We start from the raw sequence: 23,355 nt of genomic DNA on the forward strand, positions 1-23,355 counted from the left end.
GACGACGACCGGCTCGTCGGCGACGGGCGCCGAGGTGACCGGAGCCGACGTCGGGGCCGGGGTGGCCGCGGGCGCCGGCGTGGACGGCGGGGTGTTGAGCGAGACGGTCTTCTCCCCGACTGCGGGAGCGGCCTTCTCGACCTTCTCCGCCGGCTTTTCCGCCGGCTTCTCTGCGGGAGCGGCGGCAGCGGTGGTGGCCTCCTTGGCCTTCTCCGCCGACACCGGCTTGGTCTTGTCCTGCGCGGTTCCACCCGAGGAACCGGAGGCCGGTGCCGCGGCCGAGTCCGCCTTCTTCTCCGCCTGCTTGGACGCGGAGTTCTGCGGAGTCGGCTTGGTGATGACCGCGGTCTTGTCCGCGTCCCGACCTTCGCGGTTCTCGGGTGGAGTCACGAGCTTGTCCTTGACCTCTCGCTAACGATTCCGACTACTCAGCCGAGTCGGTGGGGGTGGCTGCCTGGTCAGCGGCAGAGTCCTCCGCGGCAGACGTCTCACTGTTAGTGACGTCGCTGGGCTCGTCCGCGTTGCGTGCGACGGCGATCAAAGTGGTGCTCTCGCCGAGGTTCATCAGCCGCACGCCCTTCGTCTGCCGTCCAGCCTTGCGCACCTGCTCGGCCTTGGTCCTGATGACCCCGCCGGTCGAGGTGATGGCGTAGAGCTCGTCGTCGACGTCGACGATGAGCGCGCCCACCAGCCTGCCACGTCGGCGGTCGTGCTGGATCGTCAGCACACCCTTGCCACCCCGGCCTTGGACCGGGTAGTCCTCGATCGGCGTTCGCTTCGAGTACCCACCGTCCGTCGCGACCAAAACGAACAGACCCTCCTGGACGACGCCGACGGAAAGCAGCTCGTCGTCGGCGTTGAAGCGCATGCCCTGAACGCCTGACGTGGCACGACCCATCGGGCGCAGCACGTCGTCGGTCGCGTGGAAGCGGATCGACTGGCCGTCCGCCGACACCATCAGCAGGTCGTCGTCGGCCGAGCAGAGCACGGCGCCGACCAGCTCGTCGTCCTCGCGCAGGTTGATGCCGATAAGACCACCCGATCGGTTGGAATCGAAGTCGGACAGCTTCGACTTCTTGACCAGGCCCTTGCGGGTGGCGAGCACGAGGTACGGCGACACCTCGTAGTTCTTGATCTGGATGACCTGTGCGATCTCCTCGTCCGGCTGGAACGCGAGGAGGTTCGCGACGTGCTGACCGCGGGCGTTGCGGTTCGCCTCGGGCAGTTCGTACGCCTTCGTGCGGTACACGCGGCCCTTGTTCGTGAAGAACAGGATCCAGTCGTGCGTGGAGCACACGAAGAAGTGCGCGACGATGTCGTCCTGCTTGAGCTGCGCGCCCTGGACGCCCTTGCCGCCGCGCTTCTGCGCCCGGTACAGGTCGGTCTTGGTGCGCTTCGCGTAGCCGGTGCGCGTGATCGTGACGACCACGTCCTCGACCGCGATCAGGTCCTCCATGGACACGTCGCCGTCGAACGGGATGATCTTCGTCCGGCGGTCGTCGCCGAACTTGTCCACGATCGCCGTGAGCTCGTCGCGCACGATCTTGCGCTGCCGCTCGGGCTTTTCGAGGATGTCCTTGAGGTCCGCGATCTCCAGCTCGATCTCGGCCAACTGGTCGATGATCTTCTGGCGCTCCAGGGCGGCGAGCCGGCGGAGCTGCATCTCCAGGATCGCGTTGGCCTGGATCTCGTCGACCTCGAGGAGCTCCATCAGGCCCGAACGCGCGATGTCCGGCGTCTCGGAGCGGCGGATCAACGCGATGACGGCGTCGAGCTGGTCGAGCGCCTTCACCAGACCGCGCAGGATGTGTGCGCGCTCCTCGGCCTTGCGCAGGCGGAACCGCGTGCGCCGGACGATGACCTCGATCTGGTGCTTCACGTAGTGGCGGATCATCTGGTCGATCCGCAGCGTCCGCGGCACGCCGTCCACGAGGGACAGCATGTTCACGCCGAACGAGTACTGCAGCTGCGTGTGCTTGTAGAGGTTGTTCAGCACGACCTTCGCCACGGCGTCGCGCTTCAGCGTGATGACGATGCGCATGCCGATGCGGCGGTTCGACTCGTCGGCGATGTTCGCGATGCCGGTGAGCTTGGCGTCGCGCACCAGCGAGGCGATGTTCTCGACCAGGTTGTCCGGGTTGACCTGGTACGGCAGCTCGGTGACGACGAGAATCGTGCGGCCCTTGGCGTCCTCGTCCATCTCCACGACGGCGCGCATGCGGACCGAGCCGCGACCGGTGCGGTACGCGTCCTCGATGCCCGACGTGCCGAGGATCTGGCCGTACGTCGGGAAGTCCGGGCCCTTGATCCGCGCGATCATCGCTTCGAGGGTCTCCTCGTCGGAGGCCTCGAAGTTGTCCAGCGCCCACACCACGCCGTCCGCGACCTCGCGGAGGTTGTGCGGCGGGATGTTCGTCGCCATGCCGACCGCGATGCCGGAACTGCCGTTGATCAGCAGGTTCGGGATGCGCGACGGCAGGACCGTCGGTTCCTGGATGCGGCCGTCGTAGTTGTCGCGGAAGTCGACGGTCTCTTCCTCGATGTCCTGCAGCATGTGCATGGCCAACGGGGAGAGCCGGCACTCCGTGTACCGCATGGCGGCGGCGGGGTCGTTGCCGACCGAGCCGAAGTTGCCCTGCCCCTGGATCAGCGGGTAGCGCAACGCCCACGGCTGGGCGAGACGCACCAACGCGTCGTAGATCGCCGAGTCACCGTGCGGGTGGTAGTTGCCCATCACGTCGCCGACGACGCGCGCGCACTTGTTGAAGCCGCGGTCGGGGCGGAAGCCGGAGTCGAACATCGAGTACAGCACCCGGACGTGCACGGGCTTGAGCCCGTCCCGCACGTCCGGCAGCGCGCGTCCGACGATCACGGACATCGCGTAGTTGATGTACGAGTTCTGCATCTCCTGCTGGATCTCGACCGGCTCGATGCGGTCGTGCTCCGGGGGCAGAGTCGTCTCGCTCACTGTTCTCTTTCCTTCTCGCCAGAAACGATCACGTGCCTAGGGATCGAGCTCGGACTCAGATGTCCAGGAACTTGATGCTCTTGGCGTTGCGGGTGATGAACGAACGGCGTGCTTCGACGTCCTCGCCCATGAGCACGCTGAACAGCTCGTCGGCGGTGGCCGCGTCGTCCATGGTGACCTGGCGCAGGATCCGGTTCGCCGGGTCCATCGTGGTCTCCCACAGCTCCTCGGCGTTCATCTCGCCGAGACCCTTGTACCGCTGGATGTTGTCGTCCTTGCCGAGCTTCTTGCCGGACGCGATGCCGTCCTTGATCACGGCGTCCCGCTCGCGGTCGGAGTAGGCGTACTCCGGCTCCGCGCGCTGCCACTTGATCTTGTAGAGCGGCGGCTGCGCGAGGTAGACGTGGTTGTGCTCGATGAGCGGCTGCATGAAGCGGAACAGCAGCGTCAGCAACAGGGTGCGGATGTGCTGGCCGTCGACGTCGGCGTCGGCCATCAGCACGATCTTGTGGTAGCGCAGCTTCGTCAGGTCGAACTCGTCGTGGATGCCGGTGCCGAGCGCCGTGATCAGCGACTGGACCTCGGTGTTCTTGAGAACGCGGTCGATGCGCGCCTTCTCCACGTTGATGATCTTGCCGCGGATCGGGAGGATGGCCTGGTACATGGAGTCCCGGCCTTCCTTGGCCGAGCCACCTGCCGAGTCACCCTCGACGATGTAGAGCTCGCAGCGCTCCGGTTCGGTGGAGCGGCAGTCCTTGAGCTTGCCGGGCAGGCCGCCGATGTCCAGCGCGCCCTTGCGGCGCACCAGTTCGCGGGCCTTGCGGGCGGCGATGCGGGCTTGCGCCGACGACACCGACTTGGTGACGATCGTCTTGGCCTCGTTGGGGTGGCGCTCGAACCAGTCGGCCAGGTGCTCGTTCGTCGACTTCTGCACGAACGACTTGGCCTCGCTGTTGCCCAGCTTGGTCTTCGTCTGGCCCTCGAACTGGGGCTCCTTCAACTTCACCGAGATGATCGCGGCGAGACCCTCGCGGATGTCGTCACCGGTGAGGTTGGCGTCCTTCTCCTTGAGCAGCTTCTTCTCGCGCGCGTACTCGTTGACCACACGGGTCAGCGCGGCGCGGAAGCCCTCCTCGTGGGTACCGCCCTCGTGCGTGTTGATCGTGTTCGCGAACGTGTAGACCGACGCGGTGTAGCCGGTGTTCCACTGCATCGCGACCTCGACCTGGAGGTCCTCCCCCTGCGCCTCGAAGCCGATCACCTTCTGGTGCACGGCCTCGCGCGTGTGGTTGATGTGGCGGACGAAGTCCTCCAGACCGCCCGGGTAGTGGAAGGTGCGCTCCTTGACGCCGGCCTTGTGGCCCTCGGCGTCGGCCTCCTCGTCCTCCGGCGAGACCCGCTCGTCGCGCAGGATGATCGTGATCCCCTTGTTGAGGAACGCCATCTCCTGCAACCGGCGCGCGATCGTCTCGACGTTGTACTCGGTGGTCTCGAAGATCTCCGGGTCCGCCCAGAACGTGACGGACGTGCCCGTCTCCTCGGTCGGCTCGATCTGCTTCAACGCGTGCGCGGGCTTTGAGGCCTCGTAGCGCTGCGTCCAGACGTGGCCGGCGTTCTTGATCTCCAGGTCGACGGCGGTGGACAGCGCGTTGACCACGGAGATGCCGACGCCGTGCAGACCGCCGGACACCGCGTAGGAGTCGCTGTCGAACTTGCCGCCCGCGTGCAGCTTGGTCATGACGACCTCGACGGTCGGGACGCCCTCGACGGGGTGGATGCCCGTCGGGATGCCGCGGCCGTCGTCGATCACCCGGACACCGCCGTTGGCCAGCAGGGTGACGTCGACTGTCGTCGCGTAGCCCGCCATCGCCTCGTCGACCGAGTTGTCCACAACCTCCTGGACCAGGTGGTGCAGACCGCGTTCACCGGTCGAGCCGATGTACATGCCTGGCCTCTTGCGCACTGCCTCGAGGCCTTCGAGGACGGTGATCGAGGACGCGTCGTACTGGTTCTTCTGAGCTGACACGGGCCTGGAGTCTCCTCGCTGATGCGGGCAGGACCCGCACGATGTTCCCCGACTACTGGGATTGGGGTTGAAGCTCTCCCGTTGATTCTACCGGGGCACCCCGACAGAACGGGGTCAAGGACACCTTTGATTCGGTCACAGAGCGCCTCAAGCGGCGCCGGACGGGTCAGGACGGCTGAAACGGGGGTTTAAATCCGCAGGTGAACGCTCATTGAGCCACAGAACGGCCGCTGAGCGCCTCGCGGGACCTCACCCGTAGGTGTCACGCGGACCGCGCCCAGGCGCGTGCCTGGGGCCGTGTCGCCAGCTCGGCGCGTCCGGTCCCTTGATCTTGAGCCGTTTGACGACGCCGTGGCCGACGCCCGCGGCGATCCGCTTGAGCAGGTCGCGCTGCAGGAGGCGCAGCTGGGTGGCCCACGCCGTCGACGACGCCTGGACCGTCAGTTCCCCGTCACTGAGCGCGATCGGTTTCGCGTGCTCGGCGACGTCCTCGCCCACTAATTTTGCCCAACGACCGAAGACCTGACCACCCTGGAGTTGCTCGACCCAGCCCCGGTCGGCGGCGATCCTGGACGCGATCCGGCCGAGGGGCTGGGGGTCGCGGTCGTCGGGGCCGGCACCGGACCAGCGACGCCGGCTGCGGTTGACCGGACGGCCCTTCGACTTGCTCCCGGGCACCCGCCCGCGGGCCTTCGCGCTGGCTTTCGCGGCCTCCAGAGCGGCCCGCGCGAGGTCCGACCCCTTCAGTGGCTCACCCTCAGGTGTGAATGAACCTGTGGACAAGTCCGGATTTGTGACGGAGTTATCCACACCATCCACAGACTTGTCCCCAGATGTGTGGGCGGACACACCCGATCGAGCTACATGTGGGGACTTCGAACCCCCAGAGTCAGCCTCTGAGTCAGACACGTCGCACCTCCCCGCCGTGCACCTCGAACCGGGCACCGTTCAGCTCGTCCGGAACGTCCTCCGCCACCGCCGCGGTGATCAGCACCTGCTCGGCGGCGGCCGCCACCTTGGCCAGTTGCTGACGCCGGCCGCGGTCGAGTTCCGCGAACACATCGTCCAGCACAAGCACCGGTTCGATGCCGTCGACACGCATCAGCTCGTACCCCCCGAGCCGCAGCGCGAGCGCGAACGACCATGACTCTCCGTGACTGGCGTAGCCCTTCGCGGGGAGTTCGCCGAGCGTCAGGTCGAGGTCGTCCCGGTGGGGACCGACGAGACACACGCCGCGTTCGATCTCCTGCTTGCGCACCCGGTCGAGCTCCGCCAGCAGCAGGTCCTCGATGCTCTCCCTGTCTTCCGGCAGGTCGCCGACGCTCGACCGGTACGAGATGAGCGCCGGACGCGACTCCGGAGCGACCTCCGCGTACGCCGAGGTCACGTGGTCCGCCATGTCGCGGACCAGCTTCAACCGCGCGGCCAGCAGCTCCGCGCCGTGCTTCGCGAGGTGCCCGTCCCAGACGTCGAGCGTCGAGAGGTCCGCCGACCGCGAATGCTTCACCGTCTTCAACAACGCGCTGCGCTGCTTGAGGACACGGTCGTAGTCACTGCGGACACCGGCATAACGCGGCGCGCGCAGCACGAGCATCTCGTCGAGGAACCTGCGCCGGTCGCTCGGATCGCCCCTCACGAGAGAGAGGTCCTCCGGTGCGAACAGCACCGTGCGAAGAATCCCGAGCACGTCACGCGGACGCGGCACCGGACCCCGGTTGATCCGCGCCCGGTTCGACTTGCCGGCCGTGATCTCCAGTTCCACGAGCAGCTCGCGGTCCTCGTTGACCACGGCCGCCCGCACCACGGCGCGCTGGGCGCCGTGCCGGATCAGCGGTGCGTCGCTGGACACGCGGTGCGACCCCAGCGTCGCCACGTACCCGATCGCCTCGACCAGGTTCGTCTTGCCCTGGCCGTTGCGGCCGACGAGCACCGACGCGCCGGGGTCGAGTTCCAGGTCAGCGAGCTGCCACGACCGGAAGTCGCTGACCTGGAGGTGTCTGACGTGCAACTTTGTCAGCCCTGGGTGCTGCCGCCGCCGGACGACGGCCCGGCGAGGTGCACCGCGTGGCCACCGAACTGGTTGCGCAGCGCGGCGACGGCGCGCATCGCGGGCGAGTCCTCCTGCCGCGACTGGAACCGCGCGAAGAGCGCAGCGGAGATCACCGGGAGCGGCACCGCGTTGTTGATGCCCTCCTCGACGGTCCACCGGCCCTCGCCCGAGTCCTCGACGTACCCGCGCAGGTCGTCGAGTTCCGGGTCGGACTCCAGCGCGCGCACCAGCAGGTCGAGCAGCCACGACCGGACGACGGTTCCCCGCTGCCACGCCGAGATGACCGCGGGCACGTTGTCCACGACGTCGGTCTTGTCGAGGAGTTCGAAGCCCTCGGCGTAGGCCTGCATCAGGCCGTACTCGATGCCGTTGTGGACCATCTTCGAGTAGTGGCCGGCGCCGACCTTGCCCGCGTGCGCGAAGCCTTCCTCGCGCGGACCCTCCGGGCGGAGCGCGTCGAAGATCGGCATTGCCTGCTCGACGTGCTTCGCGTCGCCGCCCACCATGAGCGCGTAGCCGTTCTCGAGGCCCCACACGCCACCGGACACACCGCAGTCGGCGTAGCCGATCCCCTTCTCCGCCAACAGGTCCGCGTGGATCCGGTCGTCGGTGAACTTGGAGTTGCCGCCGTCGACGACGAGGTCGCCCTCTTCGAGCAGCTCGGACAACTCCTTCACCGTGTTACGGGTGATGTCGCCGGCCGGCACCATGACCCACACGACGCGCGGCGCCTGGAGCTTGGACACCATGTCCGCCAACGACTCCGAGTCGCTGACCTCGGGGTTGCGGTCGTAGCCGATCACCTCGTGACCGGCCCGGCGCACCCGCTCGCGCATGTTGAAACCCATCTTGCCGAGGCCGACGAGTCCGAGCTGCACGGTGTTCTCCCCTACTACGTTTCTGTTCCCCGGTAAGGGTTTTCTCAGCCGGGAAGGCGAACGGGCATCAGCAGGTACAGGTAGCCCGGCGCCACGTTCCCATCCTCGTCCACCGGCTTGAGCAGCGCCGGTCGGCTCGGTGTGGTGAAGGACAAGTGGACTTTCTGCGTGCGGACGGCTCCGAGACCGTCGAGCAGGTAGCCCGGGTTGAACGCGATGGTGACCGCTTCGCCGGTGTACTCGACCGGGAGTTCTTCCTCGGCGGAGCCTTCGTCGTCGCCACCGGCGGAGAGGCGCAGGCCGCCGTCGACGAACTCGAGGCGCACCTGCGTGCCGCGCTCGGCGACGAGGGACACGCGCTTGATCGCCTGCTGCAGCGCGTCGATGTCGATGATCGCCGCGGCGCTGTGCTCGGAGGGCAGCAACTGGCGGTACTTCGGGAAGTCCGCGTCGAGCAGCCGGGTCGTCGTGCGCTTGCCGGAACCGGAGAGGCCGAGCAGTCCGTCGTTGGCCGCGAGCGACATCTCGACCTTGCCGCCGGACGAGCCGAGCGTCTTGGCCGCGTCGCCGAGCGTGCGGGCCGGGACGAGGACGGCGACGTCGCCGAGGGTCGCGTCCGGCTCCCACGGGAACTCGCGCATCGCGAGGCGGAAGCGGTCGGTGGCGACGAGCGTCAGCTTGCCCTCGCCGATCTCGACGCGGACGCCGGTCAGCATCGGCAGCGTGTCGTCCTTGCCGGCCGCGACGGCGACCTGGCTGACGGCCTCGCCGAAGATCTCGCCGGGGAGCTCACCGATCAACTGCGGCATGGACGGGAGCGCCGGGTAGTCCTCGACCGGCATCGTCGGGAGGCTGAACCTGGCGCTGCCACAGCTGATCATCATGCGAGCGCCGTCGACCGCGATCTCGACGGGGTGGTTCGGGAGCGCCTTGGTGATGTCGGCGAGAAGACGCCCGGAGACCAGCGCGCGGCCGCCGTCGGCGATCGTCGCGGGGACACCGACCTGAGCGGAGACCTCGTAGTCGAACCCGGAGACCGTCAGCGAATCGTCCGACTCCGCGTCGAGCAGCACACCGCCCAGCACGGGAACCGGCGGACGGGACGGAAGGCTGCGAGCGACCCAGGCGACAGCGTCGGCCAGGCCGTCGCGTTCGACGCGGATCTTCATGAGGCGTCCTTTCCTCGACAGTCGACAAGCCCAACCACGACAACGTGCCAGTGGGGGTTAGGGAGCCTCGTCCCTCGGCAACCCGAGGTGCGGAGCAACCACGTTAGAGCGTCCTGGCCCTTCCCGTCACTTCGGGGTTCGGCCACCGATCCCCGGGAACCATCCACGCTGTTTTGCTTTTGAAGATCTTCCTTGAAGAGATCCAACAGCAGTAACAGTAAGGGCTGTGGATTGTGGGGACAGGTGTTAAACGCGCAGGTCAAGGTGTCACCCACCATGTGGACTAAGGGGGGATGGCACCCGGGGACAGATCGGCGCACCCGGGGACAGCCAGTTGTGCACAGCTCTCGATCCACAGATCGTCCACAGTTGTCCCCGGGTGCGTCCCCGGGTGCGGGCCAGTTGTACCCGGGTGTTCAACAGGCTTCTGTGGCCAGATCGTGGCCGGGGCCACAGACTTTTCCAGTTGTCCCCACCCCTTCGAGTGCAGGGGGTGAACAGAAACCTTCGTCGCGCGGCCGATCCGGGCTCGTTCACCCGGGTCCGTGCGGCGCTCGTGGTGGTGGTTGGGCACGCACGTACTGATGCAGTCCCATAGGTACGGCCAAGTCGTGCCCAGGTGGTGGCCGGTCGGATCGCGATCACGTCCCCGGGTGCTCGCCGTCGGGCCGCGCCACCGTCCCCGGGTGGCGGTCAGCGGGTCGTGCCGTCGTCCGAGGGGCGGCGGCACGACGGCCGCGGGTGGGGGTTGCCGGCGACGGCGGCGTCCCCGGGTGTTCGGCGGCGCGGCGCCCGGTCGCCTCCCGCCGGGTCGGCCGGCACCGTTCGCCGTCCCCGGGTGCGGACGAAAAAGGGGCCCTCCGCGGCGGAGGACCCCTTCGTGGCTACCCGGGTGGATCAGGGAGCGTGGCGAGCGCGCTGCTTGATCCGCGACGTCAGTTCCTGGACCTGGTCGTAGATCCGGCGGCGCTCCGCCATCTCCTTGCGGATCTTCTTGTCCGCGTGCATGACGGTCGTGTGGTCTCGGCCGCCGAACGTCTGGCCGATCTTCGGCAGCGACAGGTCCGTCAGCTCGCGGCACAGGTACATGGAGATCTGCCGCGCCTGCGCGAGCGCCTTCGTCTTGCCGGGCCCGCACAGGTCGTCGATCGAGACGCCGAAGAACTCGGCGGTGACCGCCATGATCGTCGGGGCGGTGATCTCCGGCGCGTGCGAGTCGGGGATCAGGTCCCGCAGCACGATCTCGGCGAGCTGGATGTCGACCGGCTGGCGGTTGAGCGACGCGAACGCCGTGACGCGGATGAGCGCGCCCTCGAGCTCGCGGATGTTCCGCTCTATGCGCGAGGCGATGAACTCCAGCACGTCGGCCGGAGCGGCGAGCCGGTCCTGGGCCGCCTTCTTGCGCAGGATCGCGATCCGCGTCTCCAGTTCGGGTGGCTGGATGTCCGTGATCAGACCCCACTCGAACCGCGTGCGCAGGCGGTCTTCCAGCGTCTCCAGCCGCTTGGGCGGCCGGTCGCTCGACACCACGATCTGCTTGTTCGTGTTGTGGAGCGTGTTGAAGGTGTGGAAGAACTCCTCCTGCGTGCCTTCCTTGCCCTCCAGGAACTGGATGTCGTCGACGAGCAGCACGTCGATGTCCCGGTAGCGGCGCTGGAAGGCGACCTTGCGGTCGTCGCGCAGCGAGTTGATGAAGTCGTTCGTGAACTCCTCGGTCGACACGTACCGCACGCGCATGCCGGGGAACAGGCGCTGGGCGTAGTGCCCGACGGCGTGCAGCAGGTGCGTCTTGCCGAGGCCGCTCTCACCCCAGATGAAGAGCGGGTTGTACGCGCGGGCCGGTGCCTCGGCCACCGCGACGGCCGCGGCGTGCGCGAACCGGTTCGAGGCGCCGATGACGAACGTGTCGAAGTTGTACTTCTCGTTCAGGCGCGTCTGCGACGGCGACGGGTTCGCGGGCCGCGTGTACGGCAGGTTCGCGTTCGGCGTCACGGCGGCCGCCGTGTTGGCGGTGTTGAACGTGGGCCAGATCTCGGAGACGGCGGCGAGCGCGTCGCCGGCCTCGTCCACCTCTTCTTCAGCGCCGTCCGCGGTCGTCGACCCCGGCTCGTCCGTGATCACGGGGCCGGGCGTGTCGCCGTTGGGGACGATCGGAACGGGCGGGATGACCTGCGGCGCGACCGGCGAGATGACCTGCTGCTGGATCGCCTGCATGGAGATCGGCGTGGTGGGCGGGCTGACGGGCGGCGCCGGCGGTTCCGGGGAGTCGACCTTCACCGCGAGCGAGACGGACCGGCCGAGCCGGCGGGACAGCGCGTCGGTGATCGGGTCGCGCAGCGCGCGTTCGATCGCTTCCTTCGCGAAGTCGCTCGGAGCAGCGAGCAGTGCCGTTCCATCCAGCAAACCGATCGGACGGGTGACCCTCATCCACGCGCGTTGCTGAGGGGACAGGTGGCTGGTCGCCAACTCCTGCACCACCTCGGCCCACACGAGACCAAGATCGACCTGCTGGTTCGACACCTCCGCGCTCCCCTCCCCTCCGCCGGAGCCCAAGACTCCACATGTGGACACGGAGAATAGAGGTATCCACAGAGTTATCCACAACTGTGCACTAAAAGGTGCGTTGTGTTGCCGGTGCGATGGCGGCTCCCACGCCGGCCCGGCACGCGCGAGGGGAGAACGGTAACAAGGCCCGGGACGCCTCACAAGACGTGGGCTGGGGCACCCCGATTTGGTCGTGGCACCCGGGCGTGCGTACCCTCAAAGGAGTCTCCCGCTTGCGACGGGCGCCTTTCGCGCGCCTACGTCCACTGCCGTCGGGGACAACCACAAGGCTTTGTCAGCAGTGAAGCACCGGGAGACCGACCGTGAGCAAGGGTAAGCGCACCTTCCAGCCCAACAACCGCCGCCGCGCGAAGACGCACGGCTTCCGGCTGCGCATGCGGACCCGCGCCGGCCGCGCCATTCTGGCCGCGCGCCGCAGCAAGGGCCGTGCCACGCTGTCCGCCTGACAGCGGCTGGTAAGCGCAGCGTCGTCGTGCTCCCACCGGCCGCCCGGCTCACCCGCAGCCAGGACTTCGGCCTGGTGGTCCGCCGAGGCCGCCGCGCCGGACGACCCCGGTTGGTCGTCCACGTCTTGAAGCCCGACGTGCCCACCTTGGATTCGTCCAAGGTGGGCTTCGTCGTGAGCAAGGCAGTTGGCAACTCGGTGGTCCGCCACCGCGTGTACCGCCGCCTGCGCCACGTCGTGCGCCCCTCGCTGGCAGAGATGCCGCCGGGAACTCTCGTCGTGGTGCGCGCGTTGGCACCAGCAGCCGATGCGACGAGCTCGGAGCTCGCCGCTGACTTCTCTTCCGCTCTGCGCAAGGTGCTGCGATGACCACGTTGCCCGCGAAGGTCGCGCTGCTGCCGGTGCACTTCTACCGGAAGTTCATCTCGCCGCTGCTGCCACCGACCTGTCGCTTCTACCCGAGCTGCAGCGCGTACGCGGTGGAGGCGTTGACCGTCCACGGTGCGCTGCGAGGAACCTGGCTGACCATCCGCCGGTTGCTGCGCTGCGGACCCTGGCACCCTGGAGGCCTGGACCCCGTTCCGCCGAGGCGGCAGGTCCCCGACGTATCCACCGAGGAGTAGCTCCCGTGCTCAACTTCATCTACTACCCGGTGTCCTTCATCTTGTGGTGTTGGCACTGGGTGTTCGGCAAGGTCTTCGGTGAAGCGAGCGGGTTCGCCTGGGCGCTGGCCGTGATCTTCCTGGTCTTCACCCTCCGCGCCATCCTCTTCAAGCCGTTCGTCGGCCAGGTGCGCTCCATGCGGCGGATGCAGGAGTTCGCCCCGGAGATGCAGAAGATCAAGAAGAAGTACCCGAACGACCGCCAGCGCCAGGCTCAGGAGATGCAGAAGCTGCAGTCCGAGCACGGCGTCAACCCGCTCGGCGGCTGCCTGCCGATGCTGGTGCAGATCCCGGTGTTCATCGGTCTGTTCCACGTGCTGCGCTCGTTCAAGCCCGGCTGGGGCGAGGTCTACTTCTTCGACAAGCAGGGCGTCGACTCGTTCGTCAACGCCAAGCTCTTCGGCACGAACCTCTCGACGTTCATCACGATGCCGTCCGACCAGCTCGCGCAGTTCGGCACGGAGCGCCTGAACGTCATCCTGCTGTCGGTGCCGCTGATGATCGTGGCGTCCATCGCGACCCACTTCACGGCCCGCCACTCGGTGGCCCGCCAGAACCAGGCCGCGCTGGACAACCCCCAGACCGCCATCATGAACAAGCTGACGCTCTGGATCTTCCCCCTTGGCGTCCTCGCCGGCGGTTTCTTCTTCCCCGTCGCCATCCTCCTCTACTGGCTGTCCAACAACGCGTGGACGCTCGGCCAGCAGCACTTCGTCTACAAGCGCATCGACGCCGAGGAAGAGGAGAAGAAGGCCACGGTCGTCGAAACCCGCCAGGCCCTCGCCCCCAAGCCGGGCGCCAAGCCCGTCAACCCGAAGAAGCCCGCCCCCGGCGCCAAGCCGGCCAACGGTGCCAAGCGCATGCCGACCGCGGGCCCGAGCGGCCCCTCGAAGTCCGCTGCCGCGTCCTCTTCGGACTCCCCCGCCGCCACCAACGGCAACACCGAGATTCCCGGCCTGACCCCAGGCCGATCCACCAGCAAGAAGCCGGGCAGCAAGAAGCGCCGCTGATTTCGGGCGCAGCCCCGGAGAGGAGACATCGTGTCGGAGACCTTGCAGGCGACCGACGACGTCGAGGCGTCGTCCGAGGCCTCAGCCGAGGCCACGGCAGAACCGCAGTCGCAGAGCAAGACCGAAGACCTGCTCGTCCAGGAAGGCGACATCGCAGGCGACTACCTCGAGCGCCTGCTGGACCTGCTCGACTACGACGGCGACATCGACCTGGACGTCGAGAGCGGCCGCGCCATCGTCAGCATCGACGGCGGCGAGGACCTGGCCAAGCTGGTGGGCCCCCGAGGCAACGTCCTCGAATCACTCCAGGAACTCACCCGCCTGGCAGTCCAGCAGGAAACAGGAGTCCGCTCCCGCCTGATGCTGGACATCGCCCAGTGGCGAGCGGGCCGCCGAGCCGAACTGGCGGAGATGGGCCGCACCACCGCGGAGAAGGTCGCCGCCTCAGGCGAGCGCGCCCGCCTGCACCCGATGACCCCCTTCGAGCGCAAGGTGGTCCACGACGCCGTAGCCACGGTGGCGGGCGTGCACAGCGAAAGCGAAGGCGAAGAGCCGCAGCGCCGGGTAATCATCTTCCCGAAGCCCTGACAGCTCCAGCCGCACAACGGCCCCCGGTTCCTCGGAACCGGGGGCCGTTTGCTGTCTGCGAGGAGGGGACGCGAGCCCACCGAGGAGAGAAGAGACGGAGATCGGCGGGACGGGAGGCGGCGGGAAGAGGGGCAGCGGGCCGAGAAGGGACGGAGCGGGAGGCCGAGCAGCGGAGGGCGGGAGCACCGAAGTTGAGGTGACGCGTGGTGAGGAGATGCCGGAGTGAGGTGTCTGACGGGACGCCAGGTGCGAAGGGGGCGAGGCGGGCGTGCAGGGCGGCACAGGTGGAGCGCAAGGCCGCTGTCGTGTCTGGCGCCAACCGCAGTCGTCATCTCAAGGGCGACCACCTACGCAGGCCCGGCAGGCGGTGCCAGCCGGACAGCCGACATCGCCGGTCAACCACCTACGAGTCCTGGCGTGGCGAAGCGGAGCGAGCCCGAACGGGCTGCTTCCCATCACCGAGCCGGTTCCCCCTGCCTTGGCGATTGGGGCTTGACCTTGAGGGGCGGGATGCCACCATGTCAGACCGGCCGGGGCGCTTCTGTCCCCGGCTTTTGAGGTCGATACGCATCCCGCCCGAGGCTCGAGGTCAAACCCCAATCGCACCCCGCATCATTCGTCCCGACCTGCTGGACCACCCTCGCAAGGTGACGGACCCCAACTCAACGAGACCACCTCGGCACAAGGTGACGGGACGTACGGACCACCGGCGCAACGCGACCGGAAACCTACGAGCCAGATGTTCCACGTGAAACCCACCAGGCATCCAGCCAGTCAGCCTGCTCGGCCGTGTCCGGCACCGCCCTCCCCCGAGCCTCCCCGAGCAACCGCCACGCCTCCTCCGGCGCAACCCCCTCCAACCCCAACAACATCCCCGCCATCAACGATGACCGCCCCACCCCAGCCCAACAGTGGAACACCACATGCGCCCCACTCAAATAGGCGTCATGCACCCGCCGAACCACCACCTCGGCCGCATCAACCGATGGCACAGTCCGATCAGGAATCGGGAAGCACAGGTACTGGATCCCAGCGGCGCGAACCACCCGCTCCTCATCCTGCAGGTCGCACTCAACCCGCTCCGAGTCCGTCTGCAGCGAAACCAACACCCCAACGCCGGCAGCGCGAAGCCCGGCCACCTTCCCCTCCAGCAACCGCCCACCCGCCGGATGAGCCATCGTCGAAACCACTCCGGGACCGGTGTGAGCAACGGTGTAGAGCTGAGGCAGCAACTTTCCCCCAAGTTTCACGTGAAACGGCGCTCAGGATTTGGCGTCGCACACGGTCGATCCGTCATGATGGTGCCCTGGCATTCGCCAGCTTTTCCACCGGCCGCTGGGACACTGCCGCCGCGTGGTTTCACGTGAAACGTGGACGGAGAACATGGCCGGGGAGTTGCCCGACAGCGCGAAGCTCGTCTTTGGTGAGCACGTGGAGCGTGCCGCTGAGTTTGTCCGGCTCCTGGAGGAGCACGGCGTCGAGCGTGGACTCATCGGTCCTCGCGAGGTCGAGAAGATTTGGGATCGGCACGTGCTCAACTCGGCGGTGATCGAGGAGCTCTTCAAGCCGAACGAACGTGTGGTCGACGTGGGGTCGGGTGCCGGATTGCCCGGCGTGCCGTTGGCGATCGCGCGGCCGGACCTTCGCATCACGCTGCTGGAGCCGATGGCGCGTCGCATCGCCTGGCTCGAAGAGGTGAAGGAACGCCTGCAGCTCGACAACGTGACGGTGCTCCGCGGGCGGGCTGAGGAGGGGCCGATTCGCAAGCAGCTCCTCAACTGCGATGCGGTGACCGCGAGGGCCGTGGCGCCGTTGGAGAAGTTGGCGAGGTGGTGTCTGCCGCTCTTGAAGGGTGGTGGGCGGATGGTGGCGCTCAAGGGCGAGCGTGCCGAGGAAGAGTTGGAACGCGACGGCGCCGCGGTGGCCAAGGCTGGGGGTAGCAATGCCGAGGTTGTCGTCGTCGGAGCTGACGTACTTGAGGTGCCTACGACGGTGCTCATCATCGAGCGCCAGACGAGGAGGGATCGGTGAGCGTGTACCCGGAGTTCCAGGCCGCTGACGCTGCCGGCAACGGTGCTGCCGGCGCTGCTGCCAACGCGGGCCGTGCGGCCAGGGCTGCCGATGTTCCACGTGAAACGACGACCTCCAAACCCAAAGCCAAGCCGACCAACAACGGAGATGACAGCGCCGTGGTGTGGACCCCGATTGCAGAAGAGGCGGCTCGTGCGGCAAGTGTGCTGCACCCCGACGAGTCGCTGCTCCCCCGCCCGACCCATCGCCGGGTGATCACCGTCGCCAACCAGAAGGGTGGCGTCGGCAAGACGACGAGCACGGTGAACCTGGCCGCGGCGCTCGCCATCCACGGGCTCAAGACGCTCGTGATCGACCTCGACCCGCAGGGCAACGCCAGCACGGCGCTCTCCGTCGAGCACCGCAGCGGCACGCCGTCCGTCTACGAGGTGCTCATCGGCGAGATCTCCATCGCCGAGGCGGCTCAGGTCAGCCCGACGTCCCCGAACCTCTACTGCGTGCCCGCGACGATCGACCTCGCCGGCGCCGAGATCGAGCTCGTGTCGATGGTGGCGCGCGAGTCGCGGCTCAAGGAAGCCCTCTCCCCCGAGGCGCTCGACCAGTTGCAGCCCGACTACGTCTTCATCGACTGCCCGCCGAGCCTCGGCCTGCTGACGGTCAACGCGATGGTGGCCGCGCAGGAGGTGCTGATCCCCATCCAGTGCGAGTACTACGCGCTGGAGGGTCTGAGCCAGCTGCTGCGCAACATCGAACTCGTGCAGCAGCACCTCAACCCCGACCTCTCGATCTCCACGATCCTCCTCACGATGTACGACGGCCGCACGAAGCTCGCGGACCAGGTGACCAGTGAGGTCCGCGGTCACTTCGGCGACGTCGCCCTCAAGACCGTGATTCCGCGCAGCGTGAAGGTCTCCGAGGCACCAGGATTCGGGCAGACGGTGTTGACGTACGACCCGGGTTCGCGCGGTTCGATGAGCTACCTCGACGCCGCGAAGGAGATCGCGATCCGCGGGGCCAAGAGGGAGGGCGCATGACGGAGCAGCGCAAGGGCGGACTCGGGCGCGGCCTGGCCGCACTCATTCCGCAGGGTCCGCCGGCCGGCGCGCCCAGCACGATCCGGCCCGCCGTGGCTGGCAACGGCACCACGACGAAGACCCAGCCGCAGCAGCCTGCCGGTGAGGTCGCGGGGGCGGTGTACCGCGAGATCGCGGTGACGGCGATCCGCACGAACGCCAAGCAGCCGCGGCAGGTGTTCGACCAGGACGCGATTGACGAGCTCTCGTTCTCCATCAAGGAGTTCGGGCTCATGCAGCCGATCGTGGTCCGCGAGCTCACCGGGGACACCTTCGAGCTCGTCATGGGCGAACGCCGGTGGCGCGCCACGCAGCAGGCCGGGCTCAAGACGATCCCGGCCATCGTCCGGCAGACCGCCGACGACGTCATGCTGCGCGACGCGTTGCTGGAGAACATCCACCGCGTCCAGCTGAACCCGCTCGAAGAGGCGGCGGCGTATCAGCAGCTGCTCGAGGAGTTCGGTGTCACGCACGAGGAACTCGCGGACCGCATCGGTCGCAGCCGGCCCGTCGTCACGAACACCATCCGGCTGCTGAAGCTCCCCCTCCCCGTCCAGCGGCGGGTCGCGGCGGGCGTGCTGAGCGCCGGTCACGCGCGGGCGTTGCTCGGCCTGGACGACGCCGGGACGCAGGAAGACCTCGCGGCACGAATCGTCGCCGAGGGCATGTCGGTCCGCGCGACCGAAGAAGCGGTCACGATCGCCAAGAACGAGAAGCCCAAGAAGGAGAAGGCAGCCCCGCGCAAGCAGATGCACGCGCCGGGTCTGCAGGAGCTCGCCGAGCGCCTCTCCGACAACTTCGACACCCGCGTGAAGGTCGAACTCGGGCAGCGGAAGGGCCGGATCGTCGTCGAATTCGGGTCAGTTGACGATCTTGAACGCATCGTCGGCATGATCAGCCCGAATACGACAATTCGGACTTCGGAGTAGGCCCATAGGATCACCCACGGGCCTTATGTCACGGTGACGATGACGCCCCGCATCCGGAAGGGTACGGGGTGTCACCTATGAGCAGAACAAAAAGGGGCGGCACCGACAGCGTCGGCACCGCCCCGGCAACGCGAAAATCAGCGAGCGACCGCGCGCTCGATCAGCCCGGCATAGATCTCGCCCAAAGACTGCCCCGCCGCTTCGACGGCCATCGGCAACAACGACGTCTCCGTCAGACCCGGCGACACGTTCACTTCGAGGAAGTAGACCGTCCCGTCCTCGGCGACGACAGCGTCGGTCCGCGACACGTCCCGCAGCCCGAGCAACCGGTGCGCCGCGACCGCCAGCTCCCCCACCGACTTGGCGGCGGCCGCGTCCAGCCGAGCCGGCGCGTGGAAGTCCGTCAGCCCCGCCGTGTACCGAGCGGTGTAGTCGTACACCCCGCTCTCCGGAACGATCTCCACGGCCGGCAGCGCGTACGGACCGTCCGGCCCGTCGACGACCGACACCGCCACCTCCACCCCGGAGATGAACTGTTCGGCCAGCACGGTGTCCCCGTACGCCAGGCACCCGACCATCGCCGACGGCAGTTCCGCGGCATCGCGCACGACCTGAGCGCCGAGGGCAGACCCGCCCTGGTCCGGCTTCAGCATCAGCGGCAGCCCCAAAGTCGAGACCATCGCGTCCAGTACCGGACGAGCACCCAGCTCCCGGAACGTGGCGTGCGGCAGCACGACCCACTCCGGCGTCGCGAGCCCGGCACGGGCCAGCTCCGCCTTCGCGGTCGGCTTGTCCCACGCCCGGCGGCACGCCCGCGAGTCCGTCCCGACGTACGGCACCCCGAACATCTCGAGGATCGTCTGCACGGACCCGTTCTCGCCCTCGCCGCCGTGCAGGGCGACGACGACGGCATCCGGGCGCGAAGCCTGCAGGCGCGACACCAACGACGCGTCCGCGTCCCACTCCTCCACCGTCACGCCCACAGACCGCAGGGCAGCCGACAGACGGCGACCCGAGCGGATCGAGACCTCGCGTTCGTGGGAGAGCCCACCGGACAGCACAGCGACCATGCGGTCAGCCACAGCACAACTCCAAAGAAAGATCAGGCGGTGTCAGGCGACGGGGTCTGCGGACCGGACAGCTGACGGCCCGGCGTCGCCCCGAAGGTCGCGGCCAGTTGCATCTCTTCCTCGATGACGTTCGCCAGGCGGCGCACGCCCTCGCGGATGCGTTCCGGCGTCGGGTAGCAGTACGAGATCCGCAACTGCCGCGACCCGAAGCCGTCCGCGTAGAACCCGGTGCCGGACGCGTAGGCCACGCGGGCCGTCACGGCCCGGGGCAGCATCGCCTTCGTGTCGATGCCCTCCGGCACCGTCACCCAGACGTAGAAGCCGCCATCCGGAATGTTCCACGTGGAACCTTGCGGCATGTGCTGCTCCAAAGCGGAGATGGCCGCATCACGCCGATCCCGGTACGCCTCGCGGTACGTCTTGATCTGACCCTTCCAGTCCTGGGTCGACAGGTACCGGGACACGATCATCTGGTTCAGCGTGGGCGGGCACAGCGTGGCCGACTCGGCCGCCAGCACCAGCTTCTCGCGCACCGCGTGCGGCGCCAGCACCCAGCCGACCCGCAAACCGGCCGCGAACGTCTTCGAGAACGACCCGAGGTACACCACGTTGTCCGGGTCCATGGACCGCAGAGCGGGGTACGTCTGCCCGTCGAAGCCCAACAGCCCGTACGGGTTGTCCTCCACCACCAGCACGCCGTACGACCGGCAGATCTCCAGGATCTCGGCTCGCCGTGAGACCGCCAGCGTCACGCCGGCCGGGTTGTGGAAGTTCGGGATCGTGTAGAGGAACTTCACCCGCTGTCCGGCGCGCTTGCAGGCCTCCAGGGCCTCTCGCAGCAACGACGGCACGAGCCCGTCAGCGTCCATCGCGACGTGCACGACCTGCGCCTGGTAAGCCGTGAACGACCCGAGAGCGCCCACATAAGAAGGTCCCTCGGCGATCACCACGTCGCCGGGGTCGCAGAAGATCCGGGTGACCATGTCGAGGCCCATCTGCGAGCCCACGGTCACCACCACGTCGTCCGGGTGGCCGTTGATGCCTTCCAACGCCATGACGTCGCAGATCTGCTCGCGAAGCAACGGGACACCGTGCGCCGAGCCGTACTGCAGGGCCACGAGCCCCTCGGACGCCACCAGCTGACCGATCTCCGCGGACAGCGACTCCAGCGGCAACGCGGCCAGGTGCGGCATGCCACCGGCCAGCGACACGACCTCGGGACGGGACGCGACTGCGAAAAGTGCCCGGATCTCCGATGCCGTCATCCCTGCCGTGCGCGCTGCGTAGCGGCGGAGGTGGGGGTCAAGGCTTCTGGGGCCCTGCTTGGCAGGCTGACCGGGCATAGTCATGGGGACTCCTGTATGGGAAATGTCCCGAGCGAGTGTAACCGTCGTCCCGTTCAGGGCACGCGCCTTCCGGGTTCCGTCACATTCGCCTACCCTCGTATGGGTTCACTATGTGTGTGCCAAGGGGTGGAGGTCGGGGTGTCGCGACGCGTCGTGGGCGTCACGTTGGACAACCTGGAACATCTGTCCAAGCACAGCAGGACGTGCGTCTTCTGGGAACTTGCTCCTCACCTGCGAGAACAGGCTGAGGAATACGGCGACACCGAGTTCGAGAAGGAAGCCTGGGTCTCCAGCGTCCTGCTCGAGTGGGGTTCGTGCGGCCGCCTCATCTACTGCGACGGCATCCCCGCCGGTTCGGTGTTCTACGCACCACCGGCCGCCGTTCCGCGCAGCGCCGCCTTCCCCACCTCTCCGGTGAGCCCGGACGCGGTCCTCATGACGTCGCTGGACGTCCTCCCGGAGTTCCGAGGGGGTGGACTCGCGCGCGTGCTCGTGCAGGCCGTGGCGAAGGATCTGACGCGTCGTGGCGTGAAGGCCATCGAGGCGTTCGGCGACATGCGCCCGGACGACTCCGAGCCCAGTTGCGTCACGCCGGCCGACTTCCTGACGAGCGTCGGCTTCAAGACCGTGCGGCCGCACCCGCGCTGGCCCCGGTTGCGCATGGAGCTCCGCAGCTCCATCACCTGGAAGGAAGACGTCGAGGCCGCTCTCGAACGCCTCCTCAACAGCGTCACCGTCTCCACCGCGGAACCCAGCTTCCGCCCGGTCTGAGACAGCGAAAAGGCCCCCTCCGCGTTGGCGGAGGGGGCCTTTTCGTCAGTCAGAACCAGCTCAGCTCTTCGACATCTCGTACCGCAGCAGGTCGTTGAACGTGAACGTGCCCGTCGGCTGGTCGTCCTTGCCGAGCAGGTAGAGCCGCTTCACGGCCACGAGGATGCCCTCGGCCACGATGTCGCGGAACCCGGGAGTCGCCAGTCGCGCGCGGTCCTCGGCGTTCGTCAGGTAACCCACCTCGACGCGGACGGCCGTGCAGCGGGTGAGCCGCAGCAGGTCCCACGACTTGGGGTGCGACCCGCAGTTCGACATGGTCGTGCGGGCGGTGACCTCGCGCTGGATGAACCCCGCGAGCGCCTCGCCGACCGTCGACGACGTGCCGTTGCCGGTGCCGTAGTGGAACGTCGCCACGCCCTGAGCGTTCGGCGACGAGTTGCCGTCGCTGTGCAGCGACAGGATCAGGTCGGCACCCGCCTCGTTCGCGAACCGCGCGCGCTCGGCCTCGTCCGGGCAGTTGTCAGGACCGCGCGTGAGCAGGGCCTCCATGCCGGTCGCGGCCATCTTGCCCTCGAGGCGGCGGGCCAGGTCCAGCATCAGATCGGCCTCGGACAGCCCGTCCACGACCACGCCGCGGTCCTGGCCGCCGTGGCCGGGGTCGATGACGATCCGCTTGCCGGACAGACGGGAACCGGCGCCCCGCAACCGTTCCTGCTCGCGCAGCAACTGGGGACGGCCACCGCGGACCTTCGGCTGGAGCTGGCGCAACGCGCGCACGGTGTCGGGACCGCACATGCCGTCCACGATCAGTCCGTAGTCGCGCTGGAAGTTCCGCAGCGCCTGCTCGGTCTGCTGACCGAACACACCGTTGGCGCGGCCGACGTCGTAGCCGAGCTCCAGCAGTCGTTCCTGCAGCATCAGCACGTCGTCACCGGTCGTCGGCTGCGACATCAGGAACGCGAGCGGCCGGTCCCCCAACCGGAACGTCGCGTCACGCAGCGAGCGGTAGGTGGCCGGGCCGACGATGCCATCGATGATCAGCCCCCGCTGCTGCTGGAACGCGCGCACGGCGTGCTCGACCTGCTGGTCGAACACCGGCGGCGCCTGTGGGTCGGCCGGCGGAAGCAGTCCGAGCCTGGTCAGGATCGACCGGATCTCGGCAACATCACTTCCGACGTCCCCGCGGCGGAGCAGCTGCATGCACCCTCGCTCGACTAGGGCGCCGAACCTGGTCGGCGCGTCAGTTGGGAAGTCTTCATTGTGCCCTGCTGCGCTCAGTGATCGATGCAGGGCTACTCACAGTCGTACCGAGATCACCGACCCGGCACCGAAAACGAACGTGACCCGCCCGTCTTATCGATAGACGGGCGGGTCACGTTGCTCGTTGCAGAGGACTTCGTGGCCAATGCAACTCTTTTGTGTCTCAGGCGAGGACGTCCTGCAGGTCGTTCAGCAGAGCGGCCTTGGGCTTCGCGCCGACGATCTGCTTCACCGGGCGGCCGCCCTGGAACAGGATCAGCGTCGGCACGGACATGATCTGGTAGTCGCGGGCGATCGCCTGGTTGGCGTCGATGTCGACCTTGGCGATGGTGAGCTTGTCGCCGTGCTCGGCGGCGATCTCCTCCAGGACGGGAGCGACCATCTTGCACGGGCCGCACCAGGTCGCCCAGAAGTCGACCAGCACGGGCTTCTCGCTGGTCAGCACGTCGTCCGCGAACGACTTGTCGGTCACCGTGATGGTGGCGCCTGCCATGTTGCTCTCCCTAAAAGATCT

The 23,355-nt window shown here is 67.8% G+C and carries 21 protein-coding genes; 9 read left to right on the forward strand and 12 right to left on the reverse strand.

The features are described from left to right. Window positions 1-424 precede the first annotated feature (424 nt). From gyrA to dnaA, 7 genes are all read right to left on the reverse strand, one after another. Entirely contained in the window at window positions 425-2,968 is a 2,544-nt protein-coding gene (gene gyrA / locus QSK25_RS09420) for a DNA gyrase subunit A (protein WP_285636500.1), read from the reverse strand. A 55-nt stretch (window positions 2,969-3,023) separates the two neighbouring features. Next, window positions 3,024-4,994 carry a DNA topoisomerase (ATP-hydrolyzing) subunit B gene (gene gyrB, locus QSK25_RS09425; RefSeq protein ID WP_285636503.1) on the reverse strand — a complete coding sequence of 657 codons (1,971 nt, stop codon included), beginning with the start codon at window positions 4,992-4,994 and terminating at the stop codon, window positions 3,024-3,026. Window positions 4,995-5,243: 249 nt separating this feature from the next. Next, on the reverse strand, window positions 5,244-5,777 hold the full coding sequence (locus tag QSK25_RS09430) for a DciA family protein (protein WP_285636507.1): 534 nt from the start codon (window positions 5,775-5,777) through the stop codon (window positions 5,244-5,246). A 118-nt stretch (window positions 5,778-5,895) separates the two neighbouring features. Further along, entirely contained in the window at window positions 5,896-7,002 is a 1,107-nt protein-coding gene (recF, locus tag QSK25_RS09435; protein ID WP_285636510.1) for a DNA replication/repair protein RecF, read from the reverse strand. A 5-nt stretch (window positions 7,003-7,007) separates the two neighbouring features. Further along, the gene (gene gnd, locus QSK25_RS09440) at window positions 7,008-7,922 is read right to left on the reverse strand and encodes a phosphogluconate dehydrogenase (NAD(+)-dependent, decarboxylating) (RefSeq protein WP_285636513.1); all 915 of its coding nucleotides are present in this window, start codon (window positions 7,920-7,922) and stop codon (window positions 7,008-7,010) included. Window positions 7,923-7,966: 44 nt separating this feature from the next. Continuing rightward, window positions 7,967-9,091 (reverse strand): DNA polymerase III subunit beta, encoded by a 1,125-nt coding sequence (dnaN, locus tag QSK25_RS09445; protein ID WP_285636517.1) that lies wholly within the window; start codon window positions 9,089-9,091, stop codon window positions 7,967-7,969. 897 nt (window positions 9,092-9,988) lie between these two features. Beyond that, window positions 9,989-11,611, reverse strand: coding sequence for a chromosomal replication initiator protein DnaA (gene dnaA / locus QSK25_RS09450; protein WP_285636522.1), 1,623 nt, complete (start codon window positions 11,609-11,611; stop codon window positions 9,989-9,991). Between the two features lie 347 nt (window positions 11,612-11,958). On the opposite strand from dnaA, the gene rpmH reads away from it, so the two are divergent. The 5 genes from rpmH (at window position 11,959) to QSK25_RS09475 (ending at window position 14,361) form a co-directional block, all read left to right on the forward strand. Then, window positions 11,959-12,102 carry a 50S ribosomal protein L34 gene (gene rpmH, locus QSK25_RS09455; protein ID WP_030465619.1) on the forward strand — a complete coding sequence of 48 codons (144 nt, stop codon included), beginning with the start codon at window positions 11,959-11,961 and terminating at the stop codon, window positions 12,100-12,102. A 74-nt stretch (window positions 12,103-12,176) separates the two neighbouring features. Further along, a complete protein-coding gene (gene rnpA, locus QSK25_RS09460) occupies window positions 12,177-12,470 on the forward strand; it encodes a ribonuclease P protein component (protein WP_502881826.1) in 294 nt (97 codons plus the stop codon). Then, the gene (gene yidD, locus QSK25_RS09465) at window positions 12,467-12,724 is read left to right on the forward strand and encodes a membrane protein insertion efficiency factor YidD (RefSeq protein ID WP_030480223.1); all 258 of its coding nucleotides are present in this window, start codon (window positions 12,467-12,469) and stop codon (window positions 12,722-12,724) included. The genes rnpA and yidD overlap by 4 nt, the downstream gene beginning before the upstream one ends. A gap of 5 nt (window positions 12,725-12,729) precedes the next feature. Next, the gene (gene yidC / locus QSK25_RS09470) at window positions 12,730-13,773 is read left to right on the forward strand and encodes a membrane protein insertase YidC (protein ID WP_285636540.1); all 1,044 of its coding nucleotides are present in this window, start codon (window positions 12,730-12,732) and stop codon (window positions 13,771-13,773) included. 30 nt (window positions 13,774-13,803) lie between these two features. Further along, window positions 13,804-14,361, forward strand: coding sequence for a Jag family protein (locus tag QSK25_RS09475; protein ID WP_285636542.1), 558 nt, complete (start codon window positions 13,804-13,806; stop codon window positions 14,359-14,361). Between the two features lie 728 nt (window positions 14,362-15,089). On the opposite strand, the gene QSK25_RS45350 is transcribed toward QSK25_RS09475, so the two are convergent. Further along, entirely contained in the window at window positions 15,090-15,539 is a 450-nt protein-coding gene (locus tag QSK25_RS45350) for a protein-tyrosine phosphatase family protein (protein WP_352235721.1), read from the reverse strand. A 205-nt stretch (window positions 15,540-15,744) separates the two neighbouring features. On the opposite strand from QSK25_RS45350, the gene rsmG reads away from it, so the two are divergent. The 3 genes from rsmG to QSK25_RS09490 all read left to right on the forward strand — a co-directional run bounded on the left by rsmG (window position 15,745) and on the right by QSK25_RS09490 (window position 18,394). Next, entirely contained in the window at window positions 15,745-16,392 is a 648-nt protein-coding gene (gene rsmG, locus QSK25_RS09480; protein WP_285637582.1) for a 16S rRNA (guanine(527)-N(7))-methyltransferase RsmG, read from the forward strand. 158 nt (window positions 16,393-16,550) lie between these two features. Then, window positions 16,551-17,426 carry a ParA family protein gene (locus QSK25_RS09485; protein WP_285637585.1) on the forward strand — a complete coding sequence of 292 codons (876 nt, stop codon included), beginning with the start codon at window positions 16,551-16,553 and terminating at the stop codon, window positions 17,424-17,426. After that, on the forward strand, window positions 17,423-18,394 hold the full coding sequence (locus QSK25_RS09490) for a ParB/RepB/Spo0J family partition protein (protein WP_285636545.1): 972 nt from the start codon (window positions 17,423-17,425) through the stop codon (window positions 18,392-18,394). Before QSK25_RS09485 ends, QSK25_RS09490 begins: the two co-directional genes overlap by 4 nt. Before the next feature lie 137 nt (window positions 18,395-18,531). Here the strand turns inward: QSK25_RS09490 and QSK25_RS09495 are convergent, their stop codons facing one another. Together QSK25_RS09495 and QSK25_RS09500 are read right to left on the reverse strand one after the other, a co-directional pair. Next, a complete protein-coding gene (locus QSK25_RS09495) occupies window positions 18,532-19,476 on the reverse strand; it encodes a D-alanine--D-alanine ligase family protein (protein WP_285636548.1) in 945 nt (314 codons plus the stop codon). A 20-nt stretch (window positions 19,477-19,496) separates the two neighbouring features. Then, window positions 19,497-20,813, reverse strand: a complete 1,317-nt coding sequence (locus tag QSK25_RS09500; protein ID WP_285636551.1) for an aminotransferase-like domain-containing protein — start codon at window positions 20,811-20,813, stop codon at window positions 19,497-19,499. A 135-nt stretch (window positions 20,814-20,948) separates the two neighbouring features. Between QSK25_RS09500 and QSK25_RS09505 the strand changes: the two genes are divergently transcribed. After that, entirely contained in the window at window positions 20,949-21,581 is a 633-nt protein-coding gene (locus QSK25_RS09505) for a GNAT family N-acetyltransferase (RefSeq protein ID WP_285636554.1), read from the forward strand. Between the two features lie 60 nt (window positions 21,582-21,641). Here the strand turns inward: QSK25_RS09505 and QSK25_RS09510 are convergent, their stop codons facing one another. Both QSK25_RS09510 and trxA read right to left on the reverse strand, forming a co-directional pair. Continuing rightward, entirely contained in the window at window positions 21,642-22,781 is a 1,140-nt protein-coding gene (locus tag QSK25_RS09510) for an N-acetylmuramoyl-L-alanine amidase (protein ID WP_285636557.1), read from the reverse strand. 223 nt (window positions 22,782-23,004) lie between these two features. Further along, window positions 23,005-23,334: a thioredoxin gene (trxA, locus tag QSK25_RS09515; RefSeq protein ID WP_285636560.1), complete on the reverse strand. Its 330-nt coding sequence runs from the start codon at window positions 23,332-23,334 to the stop codon at window positions 23,005-23,007. Window positions 23,335-23,355: the final 21 nt, after the last annotated feature.

The sequence above is a fragment of the Lentzea sp. NBRC 102530 genome (assembly GCF_030269365.1).
GTDB lineage: Bacteria > Actinomycetota > Actinomycetes > Mycobacteriales > Pseudonocardiaceae > Lentzea.

What these genes read in the sequence shown, in the direction of transcription:
- dnaN (WP_285636517.1), bottom strand. Translation starts at nt 9,091, where the DNA reads ATGAAGATCCGCGTCGAACGCGACGGCCTGGCCGACGCTGTCGCCTGG.
- yidD (WP_030480223.1), top strand. Translation starts at nt 12,467, where the DNA reads ATGACCACGTTGCCCGCGAAGGTCGCGCTGCTGCCGGTGCACTTCTAC.
- QSK25_RS45350 (WP_352235721.1), bottom strand. Translation starts at nt 15,539, where the DNA reads ATGGCTCATCCGGCGGGTGGGCGGTTGCTGGAGGGGAAGGTGGCCGGG.
- rsmG (WP_285637582.1), top strand. Translation starts at nt 15,745, where the DNA reads ATGGCCGGGGAGTTGCCCGACAGCGCGAAGCTCGTCTTTGGTGAGCAC.
- QSK25_RS09490 (WP_285636545.1), top strand. Translation starts at nt 17,423, where the DNA reads ATGACGGAGCAGCGCAAGGGCGGACTCGGGCGCGGCCTGGCCGCACTC.
- QSK25_RS09500 (WP_285636551.1), bottom strand. Translation starts at nt 20,813, where the DNA reads ATGACTATGCCCGGTCAGCCTGCCAAGCAGGGCCCCAGAAGCCTTGAC.
- QSK25_RS09510 (WP_285636557.1), bottom strand. Translation starts at nt 22,781, where the DNA reads ATGCAGCTGCTCCGCCGCGGGGACGTCGGAAGTGATGTTGCCGAGATC.
- trxA (WP_285636560.1), bottom strand. Translation starts at nt 23,334, where the DNA reads ATGGCAGGCGCCACCATCACGGTGACCGACAAGTCGTTCGCGGACGAC.